This is a genomic window from Methylocapsa acidiphila B2 (assembly GCF_000427445.1).
In the GTDB taxonomy this organism is placed as follows: domain Bacteria; phylum Pseudomonadota; class Alphaproteobacteria; order Rhizobiales; family Beijerinckiaceae; genus Methylocapsa; species Methylocapsa acidiphila.
This window is the reverse complement of record NZ_KE386496.1, coordinates 1754416-1778405: the sequence shown is the minus strand read 5'-3', so window position 1 is coordinate 1778405 and position 23990 is coordinate 1754416. Positions and strand designations below refer to the sequence as shown.

Genomic DNA, 23990 nt, shown 5'->3' with positions numbered 1-23990 from the left:
TGCAGGAAAGCCCGATCGCCAGATAAAGATTGGTCGTGTCCCTGGGGTCCCGCTGCTGCATGCCTCTGGCGTCCGCGCTCGTGCCGATCCGCCCCATCTCGGGGCATGTCCATAATAGGGGCCTGAAATCCAAAACCGCCAATGGGCCGTCCCGAAGAAATCAAGTCCGTTCCGCGCCAAGCCTCTGGCGCACCGTCTTACACGCGGGAGACGTATCAGGGAAACGTCTCCCGAGAAACGTCCGGGAGGGCAGGCGCTGCGTCGCTTCTTCAACCGATCAGATACAAGACCTCGCCGGCCGCGTCGAGGGCGGCGCGCCGGCCTTTGCGGCGGGCGTTTTCCGCGAGGCCTCCGCAACAGGGCTCTCATCGAGCCGGAATGGTCTCGCTCATCCCTTTAGGTCGAATGCGCGCTCGGAATCTTCGAGGTCAGGCGGGGTCGCTCCGATCGGACGCGGCTTTCGTCATTGGTTTTTCTTTTTGGGGCTTTCTGTTCACCGGCGGCTTGCCGCCCGCGCCCGACGGCGCGGGTTTGGCGCGCCGATGACGAAGGGCGCGGACGAGCTCTTCCTGCAGCGCCGAGAAATCCATGCGAAGCGCTTCGGGCCGGGCCAGGATTACATAATCATGCGCGGGGCGGGCGGGAAGCGGATCGATCCCGCGCAGGGCTTCCTTGAGGCGACGGCGGATCCGATTGCGCAGGGCCGCGCCGCCGAGCTTTTTGGTCACGGTGACGCCAAAGCGTGGAGCGGCGTCGTCCTGGCGCGGCTCTGGCTGCAAAGCGATCTGAAGGACAAAGCCCTGGGCGTGAAAGCGCCAGCCTTTGGCCGCCGCGACGAACTCGGCCCTGCGGGTGAGCCGTTGTGGCGCCCCCGCGCGCTTAGCGCCGCTTCCGTCCCCGCCGCAAGACGTCGACTCCGCCGAACCGAAGACGCCGCTCAGGCGGAAAGCCGCTTGCGCCCGCGCGCGCGGCGCGCCGCGATTACCTTGCGGCCGCCGACCGTCGCCATGCGCGCCCGAAACCCATGCCGCCGCTTGCGCACAAGCTTGCTCGGTTGATACGTCCGCTTCACCAAACTTCTCCGAAATCGGCGCGTTTAAGCGCCTAAACCCGCGTGCTAAAGAGCCTGCGCAAAACTTAGCCGGCTCGCTTTGACGTCCGCCAAAGAAAGCGCCGTGCGGGCAATTTACAAACCAAACCGAAAGATTCGGGATTTATAGGTGTTCAATAGGCCCTGAGTCAATTCGGGTTTGCTGGCGCGGCCTGCGGTTTGCTTCTCTGACATAACCGCGCCAGTGAAGGCCGCCGAGGCGGCGTCCGGATCGACGAGCCGAAGGCTGGCGGGGCAAAGGAGCGGCGCCTATATCCCGAGAAATAGGGGAATGAGTTCCATGGCTCGCAGCAAGGCAAATCAGAACGCCCGCTTTACCGAAACGGCCCTCCAGGACGGCATGCTCGCCTATCTCAGGCAGCATTCCGAAATGGAGATTGAAAAGCGGCTGGACCGCGAGCCTTTCGATCTCAGGGATCACGTGAAATCGCCCGGCCCGGCGCGTCGCAAGGCGGCCAAGGCTTAGCTTAGACGATTTCGGATGATCCAAATCGACAAGCGCAAGGACAATCGCTTTTGACATAGGAAACCGGCGGCGCCGGTTTCCAGTGGTCATTGGTCCTCTGTCTTGAACTTCGCCGACATGAGCGTCGCTAAGCTTCGATGCGCGGAATCGGCCGAGGCGAAAAGTCCCGCTATGACCCCGTCCCGGTCGGCGCGCGAGCGGTTCTGGCTGAGCTTCCATTTGCCCTCGATCCGATCAATCGGAATTTCGAGGCCTATGATCTGTTCGAGCATGGTTTCGATGAAATCCGGCGGCGCGTCGGCGACCGACCAGGGTTCAGCGCGGCCCTGCTCCATGCCATCGGTCAGCGCGTTGATCTGCGTGAGAAGCCAGGCGCGATCCTCGACCACCGCCATGTGGCCATAGGCGTGAACCGTCATATAGTTCCATGTTGGCACGACCTTCCCGGTCTCCCGCTTGGTTTCATAGCAGGATGGCGTGACATAGGCCTGTGGACCCTGGAAAATCACGAGAGCCGCGACGGCAGGATCATGCGCGCGCCAGAGCGGGTTGGCGCGCGCGACATGAGCCCGCAACGTTCCGCGCGGCCCGGCCGTTTCATCGAGAATAAAGGGAATAAGGTCGGCCGCGAGTCCGTCGGCTCCGAAAGTGACCAAGGTTCCGAGCGGAGAGCCGCGAATCAGCCCATGTTGAACGTCGAGACGTTCTTCGCGGTGATGCGCTGGCTGATACATGGACCGGCCCCCGCCGCCGTTTAATTATCGAGAAAGCTCCGCAGCTTGCGCGAGCGCGAAGGATGCTTCAGCTTGCGCAGGGCTTTTGCCTCGATCTGGCGAATGCGCTCGCGCGTGACCGAGAATTGCTGGCCGACCTCCTCGAGCGTATGGTCGGTGTTCATGCCGATTCCGAAGCGCATGCGCAGCACCCGCTCCTCGCGCGGCGTCAGCGACGCCAACACCCGCGTGGTCGTCTCGCGCAAATTCGACTGGATCGCGGCGTCGATCGGCAGGATCGCGTTCTTATCCTCGATGAAATCGCCGAGATGCGAATCTTCCTCGTCGCCGATGGGAGTTTCGAGCGAGATCGGCTCCTTGGCGATTTTCAAGACCTTGCGGACCTTCTCGAGCGGCATGGCGAGCTTTTCGGCAAGCTCCTCCGGCGTCGGTTCGCGGCCGATCTCATGCAGCATTTGGCGTGAGGTTCGCACGATCTTGTTGATCGTCTCGATCATATGGACGGGAATGCGGATCGTGCGCGCCTGATCGGCGATGCTGCGGGTAATCGCCTGCCGGATCCACCAGGTCGCATAGGTCGAGAATTTATAGCCGCGCCTATATTCGAACTTATCGACCGCCTTCATCAGGCCGATATTGCCTTCCTGGATCAAGTCGAGAAATTGCAGGCCGCGATTGGTGTATTTCTTGGCGATCGAAATGACGAGCCGAAGATTGGCTTCGACCATTTCCTTCTTGGCCTGGCGCGCCTCGCGCTCGCCCTTCTGGACGAGATGGACGATGCGGCGGAATTCCTGGATCTCGAGGCCGGTCTCGGTCGCGAGCCCATGGATCTCGCCCAATATGTCCTTGATCTGCTCCTTGGCCTGGGCGACGAAATCCTTCCAGCCGCGGCCGCCGAGCTTCGACACCCGCAGCAGCCATTTCGGATCGAGCTCGGAATTCTGGTAATTCTTGAGGAAGTCCTCGCGCGCGACGCCGTTTCCTTCGGCGAGGCGCAGGAGCCTAGTCTCGAGCCCGATCAGCCTTTTGTTGATGTCATAGAGTTGCTCGACCAGCGCCTCGATCCGATTGGGATTGAGCGCCAGCGACTTGACGTCGGCGACGATCTCCTTCTTGAGCGATTTGTATTTGCGCTCCTGCGAAGGCGTCAGAGTTTCGTTTTTGAGCTTGTTCTCGACATTTTGGTCCTGCAGACGGCGCAGCTTCTTATAGGCGTCGGCGACCCGGTCGAACGTGTCCAGAACCTTGGGCTTGAGCTCGGCCTCCATCGCAGAAAGCGATACGGCGTTCTCCATATCGTCTTCTTCGTCGAAGGCGTCCTCGGGAATTGGCGGCTCGAGACCCATGTCCTCGTCGGCCGGACGCAAGCGCGCAGGCGGATCGAGCGGCGCGGTGGCCGGCGCCTGTTGCGCGGCGAGGGCCTCGGCCGCGCCCGGCGCGGTCATGTCGATCTTGGGCGTGTTCTTCCCATCGGGGCCGGCATAGGTCGCCTCGAGGTCGATGATGTCGCGCAGCAGGACCTTGCTGTCGTTCAGCTCATCGCGCCAAATGATGATCGCCTGAAAGGTGAGAGGGCTTTCGCAAAGCCCGGCGATCATCGCCTCGCGGCCGGCCTCGATCCGCTTGGCGATGGCGATCTCGCCCTCGCGCGACAAGAGCTCCACCGAGCCCATCTCGCGCAGATACATGCGCACCGGATCGTCGGTGCGGTCGGCGGGCTCGGAGGATCGGACAGCTACAGCCTTCGACTGGACGGCCTCGACGAGGTCGCCGCCCTCGGCTTCCTCTTCCTCCGCCGCCTCCTCGGTCTCGCCCTCTTCCTGCTCCTCGTTCTCGGTGACGTTGATGCCCATTTCGTTGAGCATCGCCAAGACGTCCTCGATCTGCTCGGAATTCACCTCCTCGGAGGGAAGAACGGCGTTCAGCTCGGCATAGGTGACGAAGCCGCGCTTTTTAGCGAGCTTGATCATTCGCTTGACGGCGGCGTCGGATAGATCGAGCAAAGGGCTGTCCGCGGTCTCGACCGCGCCGCCTTCTGCTTCGGCCTTCTCGCTGTCCTTTTTCGCCATCAGTGGGTCTCCGCGGGTGCGCAAAAAACGATCAATTTGTCAGCAGGCTCGCAAGGCGGGGCGCAAGCAGCGCCGGCTTGGAGCAAATTTCGGGCGGCCTGATCATCCAAAAGCCGTCCGATCGACGCGATGCAGTCCAACTTCCGACGTCCGGCCTTTGCCTTTGGAAAAACGCAGCTGGAGCTTTCAAAGACAGTCGGCGGTCACGACGAATTTGGATTGGGGCGATCCAAGACCATGACCGAATCCAACGAGAGAGATTAGAGAGACGCGAAGACGAAAGCCGGCTTTCGTCCTTATTGGTCCGGCGATCGACCTCGGCTTTTTCGTCGCCCACGACGACGAGGCCCCACGATCTCCGGCGCGGCCGTTCCCGACGCCGGATTCCATTTCCGCTGGCGAGGCTTAAGCTCGCCAGGACTGCTTCGCCAGACGGTTGTCATCAGTCTTAACGGAGGCAATGGATTCCTACGACCATAATTGGGCGGACCGGCCCTTATGGGCTAGAGAGCGGCTCTTGTCGAGCCCGGACCATCGGGCTTGAAGCCGCGCCGCCCACCGGTTCGCGTTCGGACCAAGCATCAATCGAGCAAGCGCTGGAACATGGATCATACCGCCAAAAATTAGGATGAAGTCTCAGCGAAAGCGCTGCCGACGGCGGATATTGGGCGCAACCTCCAGACGCATGCGTTCACACGCCTCGACTCGGACGTCCGGGCAAAGCCCCGAAGCCGTCCACAGCCGCCTCAGTTCCGCCCAACGCCAGCAATTGCTCACGAATATCCGTCAGACGGCGCAAATTGGCCTCATTGGCCTCCATAACTAGGGCCAATTCCGCCGATTGCAACTCTCTATGTAGCGCTCTCGCCCTGTGATGCAAGGTCAGGGCTTGCTCGAGGACTTTCTCGGCGTCGGGCTCGGCGGCTTCAGCTTTGACGTACCAATGCGAGCCATGCGCGGCCAGGGCTTCGAGCTTTTGGAGCAATGGGGCGAAGCCTCCCGCTTCGGCCGCCGCTTTCAGGCTTTCGCGATCGAGCGCGGCGGCGCCGGCGAGATCGAGAAGCGCGTCGCGCAATCGGCTCGCCTCTTTGGCGGCGAATTCGAGATCGGCGATTGCTTCCGCCCATCGTTCAATCAGACCGGGATGATTTAAAAGCAGCAATAAAATCAAGGCCTCACGCGAGGACAGGCCAGCTACGCCAGGGCGTAGAAGAGGCGAGTTCGCGAGGCTTGGGCTAATGGCGGGCGCACCCTGCGCGGCGAAATCGCGTGCGCCGGCGGGGTTGGGCCAGCGGCGGCGCTGCGACGCGGCGGCCGATCCGCGCTCCGCCCGGCGCGGGCCGTAATTCGCTTGAGCTCCTCGGCCGAACAGCTTGAATAGCCGCTCCTTGAAATCCGCATTATAATAGCGGCGAAGCGTCTCGTCCTTGATCTCGAGGGCGACTTCAGCGAGCCGTCGCTCCAGCGCCGCCCGACGCTCAGGCGTCGTGAAGACGCCTGTTTCCGTCTCGCGGAGCCAAATGAGTTCGGCGAGAGGCGCGGCGCGGGACAGGATCGCCGCCATGGCCGCCGCGCCGCCGGAGCGCACGAGATCGTCGGGGTCCTGCCCATCGGGCAAGAGGGCGAAGCGCAAGGAGCGGCCGGGGCCGATGAAGGGGAGCGCCATGTCGATCGCGCGATAGGCGGCCTTGCGCCCTGCCTTGTCGCCGTCGAAACAGAGGATCGGCTCTTCAGCCATCTTCCACAAAAGCGCGCATTGATCGGGCGTCAGGGCCGTTCCGAGCGGCGCGACCGCGGCGGGAAAGCCGGCCTGCGCCAGCGCGATCACGTCGACATAACCCTCGACGACGACTAGAGTCGCGCTTTCATGCGCTGCCTTGCGGGCGTTATGATGATTGTAGAGCAGCGAGCCTTTGTGAAACAGGCTCGTCTCCGGCGAATTCAAATATTTGGCCGGCACGTCCTTGGCGAGCGCGCGGCCGCCGAAAGCGACGACGCGTCCTGAGCGGTCGCAGATCGGAAACATGATCCGATCGCGGAAACGGTCATAGGGAACGGCGATCTCCTCGCCATGGATCAAGAGCCCGGCCTCGATCATGGCGGCCGCGGGAACCCCCTTCGCGGCGAGATGATCGCGCAAGGCGTATTTTTCGCCCAAGGAATAGCCGAGGCGGAAACGGGCCTGCGTCTCGGGCGACAGGCCGCGCTCGGCCAGATAGGCGCGCGCCTTGGCGCCGGATCTGCCCGCGAGCTCCGCCTGGAAATAGGAGGCCGCTAGGTCCAGAACTTCGTAGAGCCCTAGGCGCGCTTTTTCCTCCGCCTCGGCCTCGTGGGAGCGCTGCGGCGCGGCGAGCCCCGCGTCGCGGGCGAGGCGCTCGACCGCCTCGGGAAAGGAAACCCCGTCGGTCTGCATCACGAAGTCGAAAATATTGCCGTTCTTGCCCGAGGAAAAATCGAACCAGGCCATTTTCTGGTCATTGACGAAGAAGGAAGGGGTTTTTTCCGTGTTGAACGGGGACAGGCCTTTCCACTCGCGGCCGGCCTTGGTGAGCTTGACGCGCCGGCGCACGACCTCCGAGACGGGAAGCCGCGCCTTAATGTCGTCGAGGAAGGAGGGCGGAAATCGCATAAGCGCAGAATAGCCTAAATCGAGACGTGTCCGCCGATTGAAATTAGGCCAGAGGAGCTTGTCCCGGATATGCACAGGTCGTGTGGGCGCGGGCCTCTAAATAGCTTTCCGACCGAATGGACTCATTTGGTCGATGAGAAATCGCTCCAGCGCATCCTTTGGCGATCGACGCGCCGCCCGGCGCCATAGAGCGCGTTCCGATCGGATGGAATCATCCAATCGATAAGAGGTCGATCCGCATCGACCAATTGATAATTGGAACAGGCTCCTGGTCCATTGGACAGTTGGCGGACGCCGAGAGCGGAAATTCAAACGAGCCCTTTAGCGCTTGTCGCCGGAGATTCGATCGGTGATCGCTAGAACGAGCGCCGAAAAGACGAAGACGAGATGGCATCCCGCATACCAGTAGAGCTCGCGGTCGGGCGTATTCTTCACGTCCATGAAGGCCCGCAGAAGCTGGATTGCCGAAATCGCGACGATCGACGACATGAGCTTCAGTTTGACGCCGGTGAAATCGATTTGCGCGAGCCATTCCGGCCAGCTTTGAGTCGCGCCGGGCGTGAGGCGCGAAATAAAGTTTGCGTAGCCTGAGAAAATGACGAGCACGATCAGCGAGCTTGCGAAGGTCAAATCGACGAGTCCGAGAACTTGAAGCAAAACATCTGCTTCCTGGGACTCCCAAAGGTGAGGCAAAAGCTCATAGATGAGCTGCCCCATTTTGACGAGGAGCGCGGCGAGGCCAAGCACTAATGTCAGGTAAAAAGGAAGCAGCAGCCAGCGGCTGGCGAATAGAAAGACCTCCAAGCCGCGCTTTAGCATCTTGCTTCCTTGTGATTTGACGGACCAGGCTCGTTTCCGGATCGTCCCAATGGCGCCCGCCGCTTCCGGCTCGAGCAGCCTCATCTCACAGCGGAGGCAAAGGCTCAAGCGCCGGCGGCATAGATCAAATAGACGATCACTTCGCCGAGTTGCTGGGATGCGCCGGCGACGTCGCCCGTATGACCGCCGATCTCGCGCTTGGCGAAGGCGGCGAAGGCGAGCGCGGCGACGAGGACGGCGACTACAGAGAGCAAGGGCCGCGCCAATCCTGCGCCGGCCGCGAGGGGCGCGAGCGCAAAGAGGACGGCCAGGGGCAGGGCGACTCGCAAGGCGTCGGCTCCGATCTTGCCCGCGGAAAATCCGAGGCCGGAGCTGCGCGCCGGCGAAAGCAGGCCCAGAGGCAGCAGCGCCGCCGCGCGGGAGAGGGCGGCCGCCGCGACAAGCGCCGCGCTCGCAAGGTGAAGGCTTTGTTCCGCGATGGCGGCGATGGCGGCGATCCGCAAATAGAGGGTGAGCGCCAAGGCCAGCGTCCCAAAGGCGCCGATGCGGCTGTCTCGCATGATCTCGAGCTTTTGCTGGCGCGTCACGCCGCCGCCGAATCCATCGGCGCAATCGGCGAGGCCGTCTTCGTGAAGCGCGCCGCTCACGAGGATGAGCAGCCCGACCGCCAGCGCCGCGGCGAGTTGTGGCGGCAGGCCGAGCGATGCGCCGGCCACGAGGACGCCGGCGGCTAGCCCGCCGATGAGGCCGCCGGCCGCCGGCAAAAGGCGCAAAGCGCGGGCGAGATCGGTCGGCCCATGCGGCCCCGCTTCGGCCGCTGGAGCCGGGATCGGAAGCCTTGTGGCGAATCTCGAGCAAATCAGGAAGTCGGCGAGAATCGATGAGCCGCAGCGCATGGCCTCTCATCCTACGGCGATCGGCGATTGTCGAGGTCCCGGATCCTCGTAGAGTGGGACGAGAGGATGCGAATCCCCCTTGTCCCACTCAAAATTTCTAGATCATCTTGCTGATCTAGCGCGCCGGAGCGTTTTCCTCGCGGACGCAGATCCAGCCGCGATAGAGGTTCTCCTGGTCGCCCCTGACGCCATTGTAGCAATAGACGCGGCGCGTATCGTCGGTCGACGACGTCCGCTCGGTCAGCTCGGATGCGGTCGCTTCTCCGAGATGCGGGCTGCGAAGAGGCCCGGCTGCGGCGGGAGCGGCGGCGGCGAAAAAGATCGCCATAGCGATCAAAGAAGCCCGGGTGTTCATAAGTTCGATCCTCCGTTCGGTGGCGTGGCCCTCGCGCGGTTCCTCCAAATTGATTTAAAGCCCAAATAGGTCTGTCGATGCTGCATTGCAATATCGCAAGTGCGGTAGAGCCTGAGGCGCATTGCCGCAATGCACAATAAAGGGATCGGCAGAATTTCCTTAACCATCGGAATTAAAGAGATAAAATTTCAGCCACATCGTATTTGTAGCTGTCCGAACGCGGAGCCTGGCTGGAGTTCACGTTAAGTTGGGGTCGGCTGTCGCCGGTTGATCTCAGAAAAAGCCGGTCGATTTTTGCGCCCCGTCATGCTCCTGGTGCGTGCTCAGCAAATCGTTCCGCCGTGAGCCCCCATGCCCGCTCCATCTTCGCCATTCGACCCGATCCGCGACCTCATCGCGGCCATGCCTCCAGCCTCGGCGGAGGCGTGCGCGGCGGTTCGCGCGCGCCAGGGGCAATTGACCAAGCCGGCCGGCTCACTCGGTCGGCTGGAAGAGATCGTCGAATTCCTGGCGTCCTGGCAGGCGACGCCCGAGCCGACGATCGATCGCCCGCTCGTCGCTGTTTTCGCGGCCAATCATGGGGTTGCGGCCAAGGGCGTCTCCGCCTATCCGTCCTCCGTCACGCGCGCCATGGTCGAGAATTTCTCCGGCGGCGGCGCGGCGATCAATCAGATCTGCGCGAGTTTCGGGATCGGGCTGAAGGTTTTTGACCTCGCGCTCGACATCCCGACCAAAGATATCACGGAAGAGCCGGCCATGGAGGCTGCGGCGGCGGCCGCGACCTTCGCCTATGGCATGGAGGCGATCGCCGGCGGCGTCGATCTTTTGTGCCTTGGCGAAATGGGGATCGGCAACACGACGATCGCCGCCGCCGTCTACCATGGCCTTTATGGAGGGGCGGCGGGGGATTGGGTCGGCCGGGGCGCGGGCGTCGACGATGGGGGAATGCTGCGCAAAATCGCTGCGGTAGAAACCGCGGTTGCGCTGCACAAGGATCATCTCGCCGACCCATTGGAAGTGATGCGACGCTTGGGGGGCCGCGAGATCGCCGCGATCGCGGGGGCCATAATGGCGGCGCGCATCGAGCGTGTGCCGGTCATACTCGACGGCTATGTCGTCTGGGCCGCAGCCGCCATTCTGCACGCGCTCGATCCGACCGCGCTCGACCATTGTCTCGCCGGCCATGTCTCGGCGGAAGGGGCGCATCGCGACGTTCTGAGGCGGCTCGGCAAAACGCCTATTCTCGATCTCGGCCTGCGGCTCGGCGAAGGCTCGGGCGCGGCCTTGGCGGTCGGCGTCGCTCAGGCCGCGCTCGCCTGCCATAAGGGCATGGCGACCTTCGTCGAAGCCAATGTCGCGGGAAAGCTCGAAGGGTAGGGCAGGGTGGAGACGTCATATGTCGACGGTCCGGCCGGGCCGTTTTGCCGTCGGCGCTTCGCTGGCGGAACGCGCCCCCGACGGGGGAGCTTTCCCGGCGGGATCACGATGATATGGAACTCGCCTCGACGCCAAATCATCGTGATCGTCTTAGAGCCTGCTCGCGTTTCTCCGCGGCCTGCTAGAATTTCCAGTTCAGGCTGCCTTTGGCCGACTGGTCTTGCGCCCGATTCGCGAGCTGAGCGGCGTAAGATACGCCGATCGTCGCCAGCGGCGCGATATGCAGCTCGATCCCGGCCTCGATCAATGCGGCGTCCCGCGCGAGCGGCGCGCCGGCTATGAGGAAGGCGGCGCCGGTATTTTGGAACGCGAGAGCGGCTGTCGGCGTCACATCGCCAAATGCGTGCTGCCAGGCGACGGAGACGTGCGGGGACAGGACCATGCTGTTCGGCATGAGATAGTTGGACGCCATCCGGGTCCCGAGCGTCGAATAGCCGACATCCTCGGTATTGCCTGCTCCGTAGAGGGCGGCGACGCCGCCCGATTCTCTGAAGCCGTCGGTGTTCAAATGGACCCAAGCGAGACCAGCGAACGGCTCGGCGGCGAGATCGCCCAACGCCACGCTATAGCCCAGCTCGCTAAAGAGTTGCGCCAGACGGGCGTTATAGTGGGCCGTCGTATAGTCGACAAATCCAGGAAACTGAATCGACCGGTTGGCGCCGACCATGTTCCATGCGAAGTCGCCGCCGGAACGCAGGCTCCAGGCGCCGTAAGTTCCTACCGCATAAGCGGCGGCATGCGCCGTGTCGATATTGGCGGAACTCGCCCGCGCGCTAATGGAGAGGCTCGAATTCACATAGCCGCTGGCGAGGCCCGCCCGCCAATTGTCGCCGAAGCGCTGATCCACGCCGGTGAAGAATCCGCGGAGGTCGCGGCTGATCTCGGCGGCGTTGCCGTCGCCTTCGATCCGCCCCCAGGCGCCGACGCCTTGCGCCCACCAAACGGTGTCGAACGCACGACTCGGGGCAGGCGCGCCGACAAACAGCCTGCCTGCGTCGACGTGGCCGTTGATCGGATTGCTGAGAGCGGGCGTCGTATCTGCATAGGCGAGAGTCGGCCCGGCGGTCGTGAGCGCCGTCATCGGCCCGCTTTGATCCTCGAACGACGCCTGGCGCATGCGCCCGAGCAGCGCTTGCCGTACATAGCGGCTGTCATCGATCATCGTTGTTTGCGCGCTGCCGTAAATCTCGCCGGAGAGCGCGGTGAAAGCTTGTTGCGCGCCGGCCGCGTTCTGGAACAAGACCGCCTGCACCAGCGCGCTTCCCAGAGAGCTGGCGTCAAGAGCCGCCGCGACGGCCCGCTGGTTCCGCGTCTGAGCGACGTTTGTGAAATAGGTCGTATTGCGGGACAAGGTCAAAAAGACGTCATTCGCGTCATAGCTCAGCTTTGGCGTCAAGAAGGCCAAATCGCTGACGACGCTCGCGAATTCGCCGGTCACTCCGCCCGCCGCGGTCAGGATCGTATATTTGGTCGTTGAGCCGTAATTTCCGTTCTCCGCAAGCACCTGCACGGCCCCTCCCGTGAGCGTCGCCGCGCCCGTCGCTGCGATCTTATCCGCTTGACCTGCCGCATTGGCCTCGACTTGGTAGGTCGAGCCGGAGAGAAACGCCACACCGGCGGCGTTGAGCGTTCCGATCGACGCATTGCCGGGCGCGACCGTGCCGCCGGCGACGACATTGAGGCCGCCGATGGTCCCGCTACCCATCAGCGATGCGCCATTTTCGACGGTCACAGTCGATGTCAGCGAGCCCTCGACGTCGAGGACGCCGCCATAAACGGTGGTCGCGCCCCTGTAAACGCTGGCGCCGGTCAAGGTCAGCACGCCGGTTCCGATCTTGCTCAGCTCTCCCAGCACGGGGCTGGAGATATTGCCGGAAAAAGTGGTGCTTGAGTTGTCGCCGCCCACCGTCAAAACGGCCGATCCGAGCGCGACATTGCCGCCGCCGGCGAGCGAGCCGATGGTCTGATTGAAGCTGTTGAGGTTCAGCGTCGCGCCCGAGGCGATGGTGAAGGCGCTGCTCGTGGAGAAAGCGTTCGCGGCGCCGGCCCGAAGCGTTCCGGCGCTGACGAGGGTCGCGCCCAGGTAAGTGTCAGAGCCGGAGAGCGTGAGGATTCCGGCTCCGATTTTGGTCAGCCCTCCCGCGCCGGAGACGCCGCCGGAGAGTGTCAGCGCAAAGTTTTGGGTATCGATCACGTTGGCGGCGCCTGCCAGAGCGAAATTATTGGCGACGGTGAGGCCATTGGCGCCGGCCTGGAACGCGCCGCCGTTGAGAGTCACCACGCCGGTTCCAACCGAGCTGTTATTGGTCGCCTGCAGCACTCCGTCGCCGATCGTTGTGCCTCCCGCATAGGTGTTTACGCCGGACAACACGAGCGTTCCGGCTCCGATCTTCGCCAGCGCGCCGCCGCCGGAAAGGACGCCGCTGAAGGTCGCGCCGAGGCCGTTGGTGTCGATCGTCGACGTGCTGCCCGCCGTCAGCGTGGCGTTGACATTGGTCGTGAGGGCGGAACCGATAACCTGGATCGATCCGCCGCCGAGATTGAAGTGATAGTCTCCCGCGCCATTGCCATAGCTAGCCTGCAGTCCGGCGTCGCCGACCTGAAGGGCTCCCCCGTTGAGGTTGTAGACGCCAGTGCTGGTATTGTAACCGGAGAGATAAAGCGTCGAACCGCTTTCAATGCGGAGTACGCCGCCGGTTTGCGTGATCGTGCCGCTCGATTGCGCGCTGAACGCGGAGATGTTGCCGTAGCCGATGATAAGACCGCCGCCGCCCCCGCTGTTGTTTGACAGATCGACGAGCCCGCCGCTGATGTTGAGCGCGCCTGTGCTGCCGGCGTGGTTTCCTGTGCTCCGTCCAATGGTATTGAGGGACGCGGTGAGATCGAGTTCGCCGCCGCTGATGTTATAGACGCCATTGCCGCCCTGGTTGCCGATATTGAGCGCCGCGCAGTGAGTGAGGTCGCCGCATTGGGCGACGACCTTAACGGTGCCGCCGGTCTGGGTGACGGTACCTGCGCCGCCGAAATCGCCGACTTGCAGTTGCGTTCCGAATGTGATCGTGCCGCCCGAGACGATAAGGGCGCCGACGTTCGGCGTGCCGCCGACCGCGCCTTCGCCCACCGCTAGGTAAGTGACGGCGGTGGTTCCGCTCGTCTGCGCCATGGCGCCTTGAACGATATAGGATTCCCCCAATTGAATTGTCGCGTTGTCAATAGTGAGCGTGCCTGCGCCCGTCTTGGTGAAGGTTCCATAGGGACTGGAGCCGTAACCCTGATTGGTCATGTTGATCGTGCCGGAGAATGCGGTGCTAGAACCGTCGCCTCCAACCGTCAGATTGTTGGTCCCGACATTCACGACGCCTCCGCCCGCGAGCGAACCGATGGTCTGGCTAAAACCATTGAGATCGAGCGTCGCGCCGGAGGCGACGGTGAAGGCGCTGGTCGAGGCGAAGGCGCCGGCGGAGCCGGCCCGCAGGGTTCCACCGTTGACGAGGGTCGCGCCCGTGTAAACGTTGGAGCCGGACAGCGTTAGGGTCCCGACCCCGGCCTTCGCGAGCGCGCCGGAGCCGGAAAGCACGCCGGTCCAAGTCGCTCCTAAGCCGTTGGTGTCGATTGTTGAAACGCCGCCGGTCAGAGTTGCGTTCAAATTGGCTACAAGCGCCGTCTCGATGACCTTGATCGTGCCGCCGCCGAGATTGAATTGATAATGCGGGTTGGCGTTATTGTAGCTGGCCTGAAGGCTGGAGCCGCCGATCTCGAGCGCGCCGCCGTTCAGGTTATAGACGCCGGTGCTTGAATTTAGCCCCGAAAGATTGAGCGTCGAACCCGTGTGGACGCGCAAGACGCCGCCGGTTTGCGTGATCACGCCTTGCGATTGTTGGGCCGTGCTGCCGCCATATCCGATAATGAGCCTATTGTTCGTCCCCGATACATCGATGACGCCGCCGCTAATGTTGAGCGTGCCTGTGCTGCCGGCATTGGCGCCTGTATTGCGTCCAATGGCGTTAAGATTTGCGACGCCGCCTGGATTCGTGAGGTCGAGTTCGCCGCCGCTGATGTTATATGTGCCAGTGCCGCCTTGATTGCCTAAGTTCATCGCCCTGTTCGTGAGCTTTATAGTGCCTCCTGTTTGGGTGACGGTCCCCACGCCGCCGTAGTCGCCGACCTGCAAATTGGAGAGGTCGCCGGCGATATTTAGCGCGCCGCCCGACACCAAAAGCGCGCCATTGGCGCCGGCGCCCGAGCCCACGGCGAGATAGAAGGCGGAGGTCGTTCCGCTCGTCTGCGCTAAAGAACCGTGAACAATATAGGATCCCGAGACTGCTCCCAAAGTTGCATTGTCGATGGTCAGAACGCCCGAGCCGAGCTTAGCAAATGATCCTGTCCCGCTGATCACTCCAGAAAATGCAGTGCTGTTGCCGTCGCCGCCGGCAATCAGAGTTTTTGTTCCCAGCGCGACCGTGCCTCCTCCGCTGAGCGAGCCGATTGTCTGATTATTGGCGTTGGCCAAGTTCAGGCTGGCGCCAGCGGCGACGGTCAGGTCTGTGGTCGGAGCGATCGTCTGGGCCGCCGACACCGCGAGATTCCCGGCCACGATATTGATGGGATTTAAATTCGCGGCGATGGCCGCGTCGAGCTCGCCTTGAGTCGAGACGTCGACTGCGCCGGCGCTCGAAATGCTCAGCATCAGCGCTCCCGCGGAAAGCGCCGTTGACGAAGTTAGCCGGAATCGAAGCGCTCTGGCTGAAGACGACGCTAAAGGTGTGGAAAAGATATATTTCCGGACCGCTTGTCTGCCCATGACGCAATTCCCCGTTCTCATCAAGTAAATATTCCAATAATGAGTTAGGGATAGTTTGTATCATTACGTAATGAAATGGCCGGACAGTAGTTGATCGATAATTCTGTTTAGCTGTATCAAAAATGTATCAATGTGACGTTTATTGGACAATTGGTTATGCGGGGGAGAAACATACTTTGAATAATTCTAATTACTACGTCTAAGTTCTAGTTTTCAGGATTTAACAATTGAAGCATGGCCATTAGGGCGCCGTGCGTCGACGTATCGCATTGGCTGGCCTGACGCACAGGGCGGGCTGGGAAATTGGCGCGCGTCAATTTATAAGGCGAAAATCAAACATGCGCGTTATGCGGCGCAAGCCGCAGGCGGCGGCTTGCGTTTTCATGAAGGACCTTTGATGACCGTCGCGCAATTGATCGAAAAGCTGCAGCAGATGCCGAGCGAAGCCGTGGTGCTGCTCGAAGGCGACGGAGCCTTCGCCCGCATCGCCGGCGTCAATCTCGAAAAGAGCGTTACGGCCGGCCTCCCCGACGAGGTGATTCTGTCCACCGACGCCGAGGAATAGGCGCCGGGTCTCTCGCTTATTTGCCCTCGATCAGCTTACGCGCTTCCTCGCGCAAGGCGGCGCGGGACTTGTCGTCGAAATAGAGCATGTGGCCGCCGCCATAGACCTTGAGCCGCAGCCGGTCGGGGTCGCCCATCGGCGGGACTTGGTCTATCAGGAGCTTGGAGGCGAAATAAGGGGTCACCTGATCGGTTAGCCCATGCGCGACCAAGACGCGCAGGCGCGGGTCGATCGCCAGCGCCTTCTTCAGATCGCCGAGCGCTTCGGGACGGCTCCGCCCGCCCTCCCAGTTCCATTGCCGATTGACGTTTTCATTGAGGATTTCATAGCGCGCCTCGATTGGCCAATTCAGGCGATTGGCGGTGACATCCGCCATCGCGCTGGCGAGCAGCGTCTTGTCCGCGTCGAGGACGGGGTCGGAATAGTCGCTCGAGGCCGCATGCGGCGCAGGATCGAAGCCCAAGACGCGGGCATCGTAATAGCTGCCGATCTTGCCGGCCGCGCGATTCTTTTCGCGCGCGAAGCTTGCCATGTCGATCCGTCCGCCGAGTTGACGCGCAAGCGCGGGGTCGACTCCCGTGAAGCCTGCGACTTTTTCGCTCACCCGAGCGAGAGCTTGCGGATCGCGCTCGCCGCGCAGGAGATCCGCGAGATAGGGGCCCGCGGCATAGGCCTCGACGTCGGCGAGGCCGGCGCGGCCGTCCGCGCCGTCAAGGCCGCGCGCGGCGGCGGTCTGGGAGGGCAGCCGCGTGACGAAGGTCAGCGGATTATTCGGGCCGTCGAACCAGGCAAAATCGAGAACCGGGGAGATCAGCACCAGCCCCTCGACGCCGATCCCTTCGTCGTCCTGGAGGCGGCGGACGAGCTTGGGTCCGCGAAAGCCGCCGTAGCTTTCCCCGACGATGAATTTCGGGCTCTCGAGCCTTTTATTGGCGGCGAGCCATTTGCGAATGACGACGGCGAGCGCCTCGATGTCTCCATTGACCGAATAAAAATGGCGACGCGCCTCGTCGCCCTTGGCCAGGAGTCGGCTATAGCCGGTTCCTGGTGGGTCTACGAAGACGAGATCGGTGAAATCGAGCCATGTTTCGGCGTTCTCGACGGCGATGGGCGGCGCCGAGGGCGATCGCGGCCCGCCGTTGAGCGGCAGGCGCCAAGGCCCGAGCGCGCCCAAATTGAGCCAGGCTGAGCCCGCGCCCGGACCGCCATTGACGACAAAGGTCACCGGCCGCTTGGCTGGATCGGCACCCTTCAGCAGGAAGGCGATTGTGGCGATGTCGGCTTCGGGCGCGCCGCTCTGCCCGTCGCTGAGCCTCGTGGGCCCTGCGATAGCTGTGAAGCTCAGGCTGCGCCCTGGAAGCGCGATCGTATGGGCGGTGGTCGCTGCCGGAGGCAAAGGGTTGGGCGGCGTGGTCGATTGCGCGTGATCGGGCGCGGTGGGCTTCGCCGCCGTCGGCTCGGCTTGCTCGGAGGCCGGCGGAGGCGTGATCGGCTCTTCCGCTCCTGCCGCCGTCGCGAGGGCGCATAAAATCGCCGCGAGCATCGATCGGGAAATGTCGCGCTTGAAAATTGCTGGCTGGGAGAACACTCCGGCGCATCTCCTTGTGCGGCGCGGCTTTCGGCCGGACCCGTTGAAACAGGCTTTTTGTCGAAGCGAGGCTGACAGCCGGAAGAACGCGGCCATAATCGAATCAGGCGACGCGCCGCGATTGTTGCACGAAATACGCAATTTCTGGAAGCGCCCCAGGCTCAACTTAAAGGGGGGCGGCCGCCGGAGGAGGCGGATGTGGCGCGCCCGGCTCTGGCGGGATTCGCCGTTGGGACACCGCTATGAGCAAGAGCGGATGTTCGAGGATATTTTCGTCATGCGGCCGCGGAGGTCTCCCGCCTCGCCCCTCGTCGCGGCTTCGAGGTCGGTGCCAGCGGCTCGGGCCTAGCCGCGGCCTCCATCACGCGGCCCGACGGAAAGATCACGGTCACTTCCGTGCCTTCGTGAAGCTTGGACTTCAACGTGAATGCGCCGCCGTGCAGTTCGACGAGTCCCTTTACGATCGGCAGGCCGAGCCCCGATCCTTCGTCAGCGTTTTTGTGGGCGAGCGCGCCGCGCCCGAACGAGGACATGATGACCGGAATCTCCTCTTCGGGGATGCCGGGGCCGCTGTCGCGCACCGAGAAATATTGGCCGCCGCTCGAGGTCCAGCCGACCTTGATCTTGATCGTTCCACCCGGAGGCGTAAATTTGACCGCATTGGACAGAAGGTTCAGGGCGACTTGGCGGACCGCGCGCTCGTCGGCCCAAATCCGCCGCAGGCTCGGCTCGATAGCTTCGTCAACGGCGACATTGCGCTTCTTCGCGCGCAGCGCCAGGAGATGCCGGCAATCCTCGACGACCTGAGCGAGATCGACGGCTTCCTCCTTCAGATCGAAGCGTCCGGCCTCGATCCGCGAGAGATCGAGAATCTCGTTGATCAGCATCAGGAGATGCTGGCCGCTCGCGTGAATGTCGCTCGAATATTCCTTGTAGGAGGCGACGATATGCGAGCCGAAGAGCTCTCCCTTCATGACCTCGGAAAAGCCGAGGATCGCATTGAGAGGCGTGCGCAGCTCATGGCTCATCGTGGCGAGAAAGCGTGATTTGGCGAGATTGGCTTCCTCCGCGCGTCTTCGGGCGAGATCGCTATTCGTCTTGGCCCGCTCGAGCTCGGCGATCAATTCGTCTTTTTCGGCTTGAAACGAGAGCGCTTCGAGCGAGGCGGCGTGAAGCTTCTTGGCGAGCAGCATGAAATAGAGCTGGGTCCCGAAAGCCAGGGCGATCAGCGGCACGGTCCCATCTGAAAAGCTTGTCGGGCGCAGGAAGATCGCGATTGTCAAAGCCATGGGCGTCAAGGCGCCGCAGACCGCGGCCGGAATCGACGCGGTGATCGTCGCATTTGCTGCGGCCACCAGCAGGAGCATGGCCAAGGCGGCCGTGCGCGCGGCTGGGGCGTCGGCCTGGCTAACCAGACAGACAATGACCGCCCAAATCAGGCCCTGCACGGTTTCCGTCACGATAAATTCGCGGCGTTGCCGACGGACGTCGATGTCGGCAGTCGGCGCGGCGAGGAACCGGACCGCGAGGCGGTGGGCGAGGCTCAGGGCGCCGATATTGACGCACATCCATGCGAGGACGACCGCGATCGAGATCCACGTCGCGGCGATGGCTGCGACGACCCCGCTGAGCGCCGCCATCGCCGGTCCGGAGGAACTGCGACCCTTGGCGAATAGACGCAAAAGCGCGATGTCGAAGTCGCGATGGCCGGCGACGGAAGAATCCGGCTTTGATTCGTGCAGCCGCTCTCCGGCGTCGCGGCGCGCCGACGCGGCGGCGAACGCTCGGCCGCCATGCTCAGGTCTTGTCGTTTCCGCCCCGACGTCTGTCATTCCTGCGGGAGGTCCGTTCGAGGTCCGCGATGAGATAGGGTCCGGCCGACGCTGCGGGAAAAAGATTAATGGCGACCTGATGGCGTCGGTAAAAGTCGATCGCATCCGAAGCCGGCGCGAGACTGGCGGCGCGCGCTTCGACCTCCCTCGCCCGGTTGCGGGGAGCAAGAATGTCGCGATTTGGAACAGTTTGGGGCGCGAATTGCGGAATCGCCGCGTCGCGGGGCGGAAAGCCCTAGCGCGCGCCTCGGAGAAGCCAGGCGCGTGGTCGAATGTGCGATCTCACACGCAACGAAAAATTGCGGAGCTCTATTTGATGTCCGGAATGGGTTGCAGCGGCCGGGCCTTCGTTCAGGGCGGCCTGCGAGCGGGCGAAGGAACCAATGAGGATCCATTGGAAGGCTTAGGAGGCGGCGGTTTTGGCGCGTGTATTGGAATGATTCTATTGAGAAAAATCTCCCTGCTATTTAAATATTTGGCCACGTGGGCCTCGGGTAGTGTAGGCGTTTTATGAAAATAACGATTGTCGGCTGCGGCGATGCTTTTGGGACTGGCGGCTTGGCGCACACTTGCTTTCGCGTCGATTCGAAAGGATCGAGCACGATCGTCGATTTTGGCGCGAGCTCGATCAGCTCCTGGAAAAGGCTCGGCTTCCGTTTCGACGATGTCGACGCGGTCGTGATCTCGCATCTGCATGGCGACCATTTCGGTGGATTGCCGTTTCTGCTGCTCGACTGTCAGTTCGTCGAGCGCAGGACCAAGCCTTTATTGCTGATCGGTCCCCCAGGCTTGGGGCAAAGACTCGACAGCGCTTTGCAATCGTCTTTTCCGGATGAAAGGCATTTAAGATGGGGATTTCCTTGGCGCGTGGAGGAAATTCCTGCCCGCAGAAAGGTGAAGCTCGGTGGATCGACGCTCGAGACTTTCGAGGTCGTCCATAAGTCCGGCGGCCTTTCGACGGGCGTGCGCCTCGACGATGGCGAGAAAATCTTCGCCTATTCCGGGGACACGGCCTGGACCGACGCCTTGCTCGATCTTTCCGCCATGGCGGATCTTTTCATGGTCGAGTGCTATTCCGGCGCGACTCCAGTGCCGAATCACATGGATTGGCCGACTCTGAAGTCCAATCTCTCGAGGTTCTCGCCAAAACGCATTGTCGCCACACATCTCAGCGCATCGGCGATGGCTTGTCGCGTCGAGATGGAGGAAGCTGGCCTGACGATCGCCCATGACGGACTCTCTTTCGACCTCTGAGCTCGCCGCTTTGACTGCGCGGATCCGGGCTTGCCGCATCTGCGTCGAGGCGCCGCGCAAGGCGACGCTGCCGCATGAGCCGCGCCCGGTCCTGCGCGCCTCCGCGACCGCGCGCTTGCTCGTCGCGAGCCAGGCGCCCGGCGTGCGCGTTCATGCGACCGGCCTGTCCTTCAATGACGCATCGGGCGATCGCCTCCGGCAATGGATGGGCGTTTCGCGCGAGACGTTCTACGATGAGGCCAAGATTGCAATCATCCCGATGGGATTTTGCTTTCCGGGCCATGATGCGAACAAGGGAGATTTGCCGCCGCGCCCCGAGTGCCGGGAGGCGTGGCACGATGCGTTATTCCAGCTCTTGCCGCGTCTTGAATGCGTGCTCGCCATAGGTCGCTATGCGCAGGCCTATCATTTCGAGCGGCTTGGGCGGCCGCAGCCGAAAGGCCTGCGTCTCGATGAGATCGTCCGGCGAGCTCCAGATTTCCGGGGCGCGGGGCCACGGATCATCGCTCTGCCGCATCCATCCTGGCGTAATGCGGGCTGGATCAAGCGGAACCCCTGGTTCGAGGCCGAGATTCTTCCCCTGGTTCGGGCCGAGGTGGCGCGCGCGATCGGCTGATGCGCGGAAGCCGCCGATCGGGAAGCCGGATCGTTCAGTCAATGTTCAGCCACAAAGGCTCCTTTTAACCGCCTGCTCAAATTGCGTCTTCGCGCCAAAGGGTCAACATGAACAGACTTCTGATCGACCGCCTCGCGATCGCCGGCCTGGCGCTTCTTTTGTCCCTTTCGAGCGCGCTTCGAGCTCAGGAGGTCCAACCTAGGCTCGCTCTAGTGATCGGCAACGCCGATTATCGCTCGGGCGCTCTGCCCACCGCCGCCAATGACGCCGGCCTCGTGGCCGAAACCTTGCGCGCGGAAGGCTTCGAAGTGATGGGTGCGGCCAATCTCGATCAGGACTCGCTGCGCCGCGCCTTTCGCGATTTCCTCGCCAAGGCGGCGCAGGCCGGGCCTGACGCCATCGCCTTCGTTTATCTGTCTGGCCGAGGCCTGCAATATGAGGGCGAGAATTATTTCGCCCCCATCGAGGCGGTTATCGCGCGGGACTCGGACGTTCCGCTCGAAGCGCTGCGCATCTCAGACTTCACCCGCGCGCTGGCGTCTTTGCCGCTGCGCGCGAGGATCGTCGTGCTCGACGCCGCGCGGGCGAACGCCTTCGCTCAGAATGGGCGGCCGCTGGCCGGCGGCTTGGCGCTCGTCGACGCCGAGCCCGGATCGCTTTACGCCTTCAACGCCGCGCCGGGCACGATCGCACCGGACGAAGCCGGCCCCTATGGCGCATACGCCTCCGCCCTGGCTGAGATGTTGCGGAGCGGCGGACTCCCTATCGACGAGGCCTTCGCCCGCGTGCGCCTCCGGGTCGATCAGGCGACGCGCGGCGCATTCCTGCCTTGGGACGCCTCCAAAATCGCCCCGCCGGTCGTCCTGCTTCCCCCCGACCCCAAGGCGCCGCCGCCCGTAGCGGCGCAAAGCTACGCCGTCTTGCAGGCAAGGCCGATCCGCGAGTTCCCGGTCGAGGAGGCCTATGCCGCCGCGATCGAGCGCGACACAATCGCCGGCTATCAGGATTTTATCGTCGCCTATCCGGACAGCCCGCTTACGCGCAGGATGCGGACTTTGCTCGCTGCGCGGCGCGAAGCCTTGACCTGGCGGCGCGCCCTCGAGGCGAACGCGCCCGACGCCTATTGGACCTATATTCATCGTTATCCGCGCGGTCCGCATGTTTGGGATGCGCGCCGCAGGCTTGCTATTCTGTCGGCGCCGCTGGAGCCGCCGCCACGTTTCGAGGTTTATGATTTCGGCGGGCTGCCGCCGCCGCCGCCGGTTGAATATGAAATCGTCGATCGTCCCGTGATCATGTTCGACCCGGGTGATTATCCGCCGCCTCCGCCGCCTCCTGTCTATTTCCTGCCGCCGCCTCCGGTGGCGTTCATCGAGCTCGCGCCTCCGCCACCGCCGCCGGGTCCCGGCTTCCTGCCGATTCCGACGCCGATTCCCCTCCCTTATGCTCGACCGAACGCGCCACAGGGCGTCGTCATTCAGCAGAATTTCGGTCAGCAGGGACCAGTCGGCGGCGCTCCTCCAAGCGGTCAAGGACCGGGTCCGCAGGGCGCGCCCGGCCGGGGGCCTTTGCCCGGCCAACCGCATTTGCCGCCGACGGCGCAGCCGCCGGGCGCTCTCCCGCCCGGCGCCTCGCCTGCGCCTGGAGGCAATAAGCCTTTGACGCCGCCAATCCCAGGCGCTCCAGCCCTCGCGCCCGGCGCGGCGCAGCCGCCGGGCCACGCCTTGCCGCAAGGCCATGAGTTGCCGCCCGTCGGAGCGCCGGCGCCGGGAGGAGCGCCTCAAACTGGCAAGCCTGGCGCGCCGGCTCAGCCGCCGGCCGCAGGATCCGTCGTCAAGCCGGCTTCTCCTACGATCCCTGGCGCGTCGGGAACCGTCCCCGGCGCAGCGCAACCCGGCCATGCCCTGCCGCAGGGTCATGAGCTGCCGCCTGCCGGCGCTCCGGCGTCGGGCGCCCCGCCTCAGGGAACGAAGCCGGGAACTGCGCCAAGCGTGTCTCCGGGGTCCGTCATTAAGCCCACTTCACCTACGGCTCCAGGCGCGCGAGGAGCCGTTCCCGGCGGCGCCGCACAGCCTGGCCACGCCTTGCCGCAGGGTCATGCGCCCGCCTCTGAGTCGACGCAGCCGGAGATTCGGTCAGCGCCGCAGCAGCCTCATCCTGCGCCAACGCCGGCTCCGGAGCTTCGGTCAGCACCGCAGCAGCCGCACCCCGCGCCGACGCCGGCTCCGGAGCTTCGGTCAGCGCCGCAGCAGCCTCGTCCCGCGCCAACGCCGGCTTCGGAGCTTCGGTCAGCGCCGCAGCAGCCTCATCCCGCGCCAACGCAGTCTCCGGAGATGAGGGCCGCGCCGCAGCAGCCACACCCTGCGCCGACGCCGGCTCCGGAGATGAAGGCGGCTCCAGGTCAACCGCATCAACAGGAGCCTCGGGCGGCGCCGCAGCAGCCTCATCCGGCTTCTCAGCAGCAGCAACAGCATCCGGGAGCCGCGCAGAAGCCTGGCGAGAAGCCGCCTCACCCGGAGCAGTGACCGCGTTCGAGCAAAAGCGAAAGGGCAGGGGCGGACCGTTTCGGCCTTGCCTTGCCGGGCCGCCGCGGAGCTTGGCGTTTAGTGCGGCCATTGATATGCTTCCCGAAGCTGCGGCGGAGTGACGCCCGCCCAAGGCTTCGGGAGCGGCTCAAGTGGGACCAAGCGAGAGCATCAGCGTTGAAGCCGCCGCGCTTCCGACTCCGTCTGGGCGCCTTGCGAGCGACGCTGAAATTGCCGAGGGCGCCGCTCGGCGTCGGGCGGCGGCGGCGAACGCTGATGGGGCCGCCGCG

At 63.5% G+C, this 23990-nt stretch carries 17 protein-coding genes; 6 read left to right on the top strand and 11 right to left on the bottom strand.

What is annotated here, in order from left to right:
* Positions 1-428 precede the first annotated feature (428 nt).
* Complete coding sequence (gene rnpA, locus METAC_RS27440; protein ID WP_084143574.1) at positions 429-941, bottom strand: ribonuclease P protein component; 513 nt, start codon at positions 939-941, stop codon at positions 429-431.
* Complete coding sequence (rpmH, locus tag METAC_RS25815) at positions 938-1072, bottom strand: 50S ribosomal protein L34 (protein ID WP_010300405.1); 135 nt, start codon at positions 1070-1072, stop codon at positions 938-940. Before rpmH ends, rnpA begins: the two co-directional genes overlap by 4 nt.
* Positions 1073-1391: 319 nt before the next feature.
* Between rpmH and METAC_RS26440 the strand changes: the two genes are divergently transcribed.
* Complete coding sequence (locus METAC_RS26440; protein ID WP_156898177.1) at positions 1392-1577, top strand: hypothetical protein; 186 nt, start codon at positions 1392-1394, stop codon at positions 1575-1577.
* Positions 1578-1663: 86 nt separating this feature from the next.
* Here the strand turns inward: METAC_RS26440 and METAC_RS0110515 are convergent, their stop codons facing one another.
* The 6 genes from METAC_RS0110515 to METAC_RS0110480 form a co-directional block, all read right to left on the bottom strand.
* A complete protein-coding gene (locus METAC_RS0110515) occupies positions 1664-2311 on the bottom strand; it encodes an FMN-binding negative transcriptional regulator (protein WP_026606996.1) in 648 nt (215 codons plus the stop codon).
* Between the two features lie 20 nt (positions 2312-2331).
* Entirely contained in the window at positions 2332-4383 is a 2052-nt protein-coding gene (gene rpoD / locus METAC_RS0110510; protein WP_026606995.1) for an RNA polymerase sigma factor RpoD, read from the bottom strand.
* A 691-nt stretch (positions 4384-5074) separates the two neighbouring features.
* Positions 5075-7012 carry a DNA primase gene (gene dnaG / locus METAC_RS0110500; RefSeq protein ID WP_026606993.1) on the bottom strand — a complete coding sequence of 646 codons (1938 nt, stop codon included), beginning with the start codon at positions 7010-7012 and terminating at the stop codon, positions 5075-5077.
* Positions 7013-7333: 321 nt separating this feature from the next.
* Positions 7334-7831 carry a TIGR00645 family protein gene (locus METAC_RS0110490; RefSeq protein WP_026606992.1) on the bottom strand — a complete coding sequence of 166 codons (498 nt, stop codon included), beginning with the start codon at positions 7829-7831 and terminating at the stop codon, positions 7334-7336.
* A gap of 104 nt (positions 7832-7935) precedes the next feature.
* Positions 7936-8727: an adenosylcobinamide-GDP ribazoletransferase gene (cobS, locus tag METAC_RS0110485; RefSeq protein ID WP_026606991.1), complete on the bottom strand. Its 792-nt coding sequence runs from the start codon at positions 8725-8727 to the stop codon at positions 7936-7938.
* Positions 8728-8842: 115 nt separating this feature from the next.
* Positions 8843-9082, bottom strand: a complete 240-nt coding sequence (locus tag METAC_RS0110480; RefSeq protein WP_156898176.1) for a hypothetical protein — start codon at positions 9080-9082, stop codon at positions 8843-8845.
* A gap of 351 nt (positions 9083-9433) precedes the next feature.
* Between METAC_RS0110480 and cobT the strand changes: the two genes are divergently transcribed.
* Positions 9434-10459, top strand: coding sequence for a nicotinate-nucleotide--dimethylbenzimidazole phosphoribosyltransferase (gene cobT, locus METAC_RS0110475; RefSeq protein ID WP_026606989.1), 1026 nt, complete (start codon positions 9434-9436; stop codon positions 10457-10459).
* A 181-nt stretch (positions 10460-10640) separates the two neighbouring features.
* Here cobT and METAC_RS0110470 read toward each other — a convergent pair whose 3' ends face one another.
* Positions 10641-15206 carry an autotransporter domain-containing protein gene (locus tag METAC_RS0110470; RefSeq protein ID WP_026606988.1) on the bottom strand — a complete coding sequence of 1522 codons (4566 nt, stop codon included), beginning with the start codon at positions 15204-15206 and terminating at the stop codon, positions 10641-10643.
* A gap of 511 nt (positions 15207-15717) precedes the next feature.
* Here METAC_RS0110470 and METAC_RS26810 point away from each other — a divergent pair.
* On the top strand, positions 15718-15885 hold the full coding sequence (locus tag METAC_RS26810) for a hypothetical protein (protein ID WP_198017202.1): 168 nt from the start codon (positions 15718-15720) through the stop codon (positions 15883-15885).
* A gap of 16 nt (positions 15886-15901) precedes the next feature.
* Here METAC_RS26810 and METAC_RS0110460 read toward each other — a convergent pair whose 3' ends face one another.
* Together METAC_RS0110460 and METAC_RS27310 are read right to left on the bottom strand one after the other, a co-directional pair.
* On the bottom strand, positions 15902-17473 hold the full coding sequence (locus METAC_RS0110460) for a S10 family peptidase (RefSeq protein ID WP_342446947.1): 1572 nt from the start codon (positions 17471-17473) through the stop codon (positions 15902-15904).
* A gap of 275 nt (positions 17474-17748) precedes the next feature.
* Positions 17749-19305: a sensor histidine kinase gene (locus METAC_RS27310; RefSeq protein WP_051335516.1), complete on the bottom strand. Its 1557-nt coding sequence runs from the start codon at positions 19303-19305 to the stop codon at positions 17749-17751.
* A gap of 510 nt (positions 19306-19815) precedes the next feature.
* Here METAC_RS27310 and METAC_RS0110445 point away from each other — a divergent pair.
* The 3 genes from METAC_RS0110445 (at position 19816) to METAC_RS27305 (ending at position 23700) form a co-directional block, all read left to right on the top strand.
* Positions 19816-20559: an MBL fold metallo-hydrolase gene (locus tag METAC_RS0110445; RefSeq protein ID WP_026606985.1), complete on the top strand. Its 744-nt coding sequence runs from the start codon at positions 19816-19818 to the stop codon at positions 20557-20559.
* Entirely contained in the window at positions 20534-21175 is a 642-nt protein-coding gene (locus METAC_RS0110440) for a uracil-DNA glycosylase family protein (RefSeq protein WP_026606984.1), read from the top strand. Before METAC_RS0110445 ends, METAC_RS0110440 begins: the two co-directional genes overlap by 26 nt.
* A 107-nt stretch (positions 21176-21282) precedes the next feature.
* Entirely contained in the window at positions 21283-23700 is a 2418-nt protein-coding gene (locus METAC_RS27305; RefSeq protein WP_051335515.1) for a caspase family protein, read from the top strand.
* Positions 23701-23990: the final 290 nt, after the last annotated feature.

Bases quoted from the DNA above. Each gene is read 5' to 3' on its own strand.
- METAC_RS26440 (WP_156898177.1), top strand. From the start codon at position 1,392: ATGGCTCGCAGCAAGGCAAATCAGAACGCCCGCTTTACCGAAACGGCC.
- METAC_RS0110515 (WP_026606996.1), bottom strand. From the start codon at position 2,311: ATGTATCAGCCAGCGCATCACCGCGAAGAACGTCTCGACGTTCAACAT.
- rpoD (WP_026606995.1), bottom strand. From the start codon at position 4,383: ATGGCGAAAAAGGACAGCGAGAAGGCCGAAGCAGAAGGCGGCGCGGTC.
- dnaG (WP_026606993.1), bottom strand. From the start codon at position 7,012: ATGCGATTTCCGCCCTCCTTCCTCGACGACATTAAGGCGCGGCTTCCC.
- METAC_RS0110490 (WP_026606992.1), bottom strand. From the start codon at position 7,831: ATGCTAAAGCGCGGCTTGGAGGTCTTTCTATTCGCCAGCCGCTGGCTG.
- cobS (WP_026606991.1), bottom strand. From the start codon at position 8,727: ATGCGCTGCGGCTCATCGATTCTCGCCGACTTCCTGATTTGCTCGAGA.
- METAC_RS0110480 (WP_156898176.1), bottom strand. From the start codon at position 9,082: ATGAACACCCGGGCTTCTTTGATCGCTATGGCGATCTTTTTCGCCGCC.
- cobT (WP_026606989.1), top strand. From the start codon at position 9,434: ATGCCCGCTCCATCTTCGCCATTCGACCCGATCCGCGACCTCATCGCG.
- METAC_RS0110470 (WP_026606988.1), bottom strand. From the start codon at position 15,206: ATGCTGAGCATTTCGAGCGCCGGCGCAGTCGACGTCTCGACTCAAGGC.
- METAC_RS26810 (WP_198017202.1), top strand. From the start codon at position 15,718: ATGACCGTCGCGCAATTGATCGAAAAGCTGCAGCAGATGCCGAGCGAA.
- METAC_RS27310 (WP_051335516.1), bottom strand. From the start codon at position 19,305: ATGACAGACGTCGGGGCGGAAACGACAAGACCTGAGCATGGCGGCCGA.
- METAC_RS0110445 (WP_026606985.1), top strand. From the start codon at position 19,816: ATGAAAATAACGATTGTCGGCTGCGGCGATGCTTTTGGGACTGGCGGC.
- METAC_RS0110440 (WP_026606984.1), top strand. From the start codon at position 20,534: ATGACGGACTCTCTTTCGACCTCTGAGCTCGCCGCTTTGACTGCGCGG.
- METAC_RS27305 (WP_051335515.1), top strand. From the start codon at position 21,283: ATGAACAGACTTCTGATCGACCGCCTCGCGATCGCCGGCCTGGCGCTT.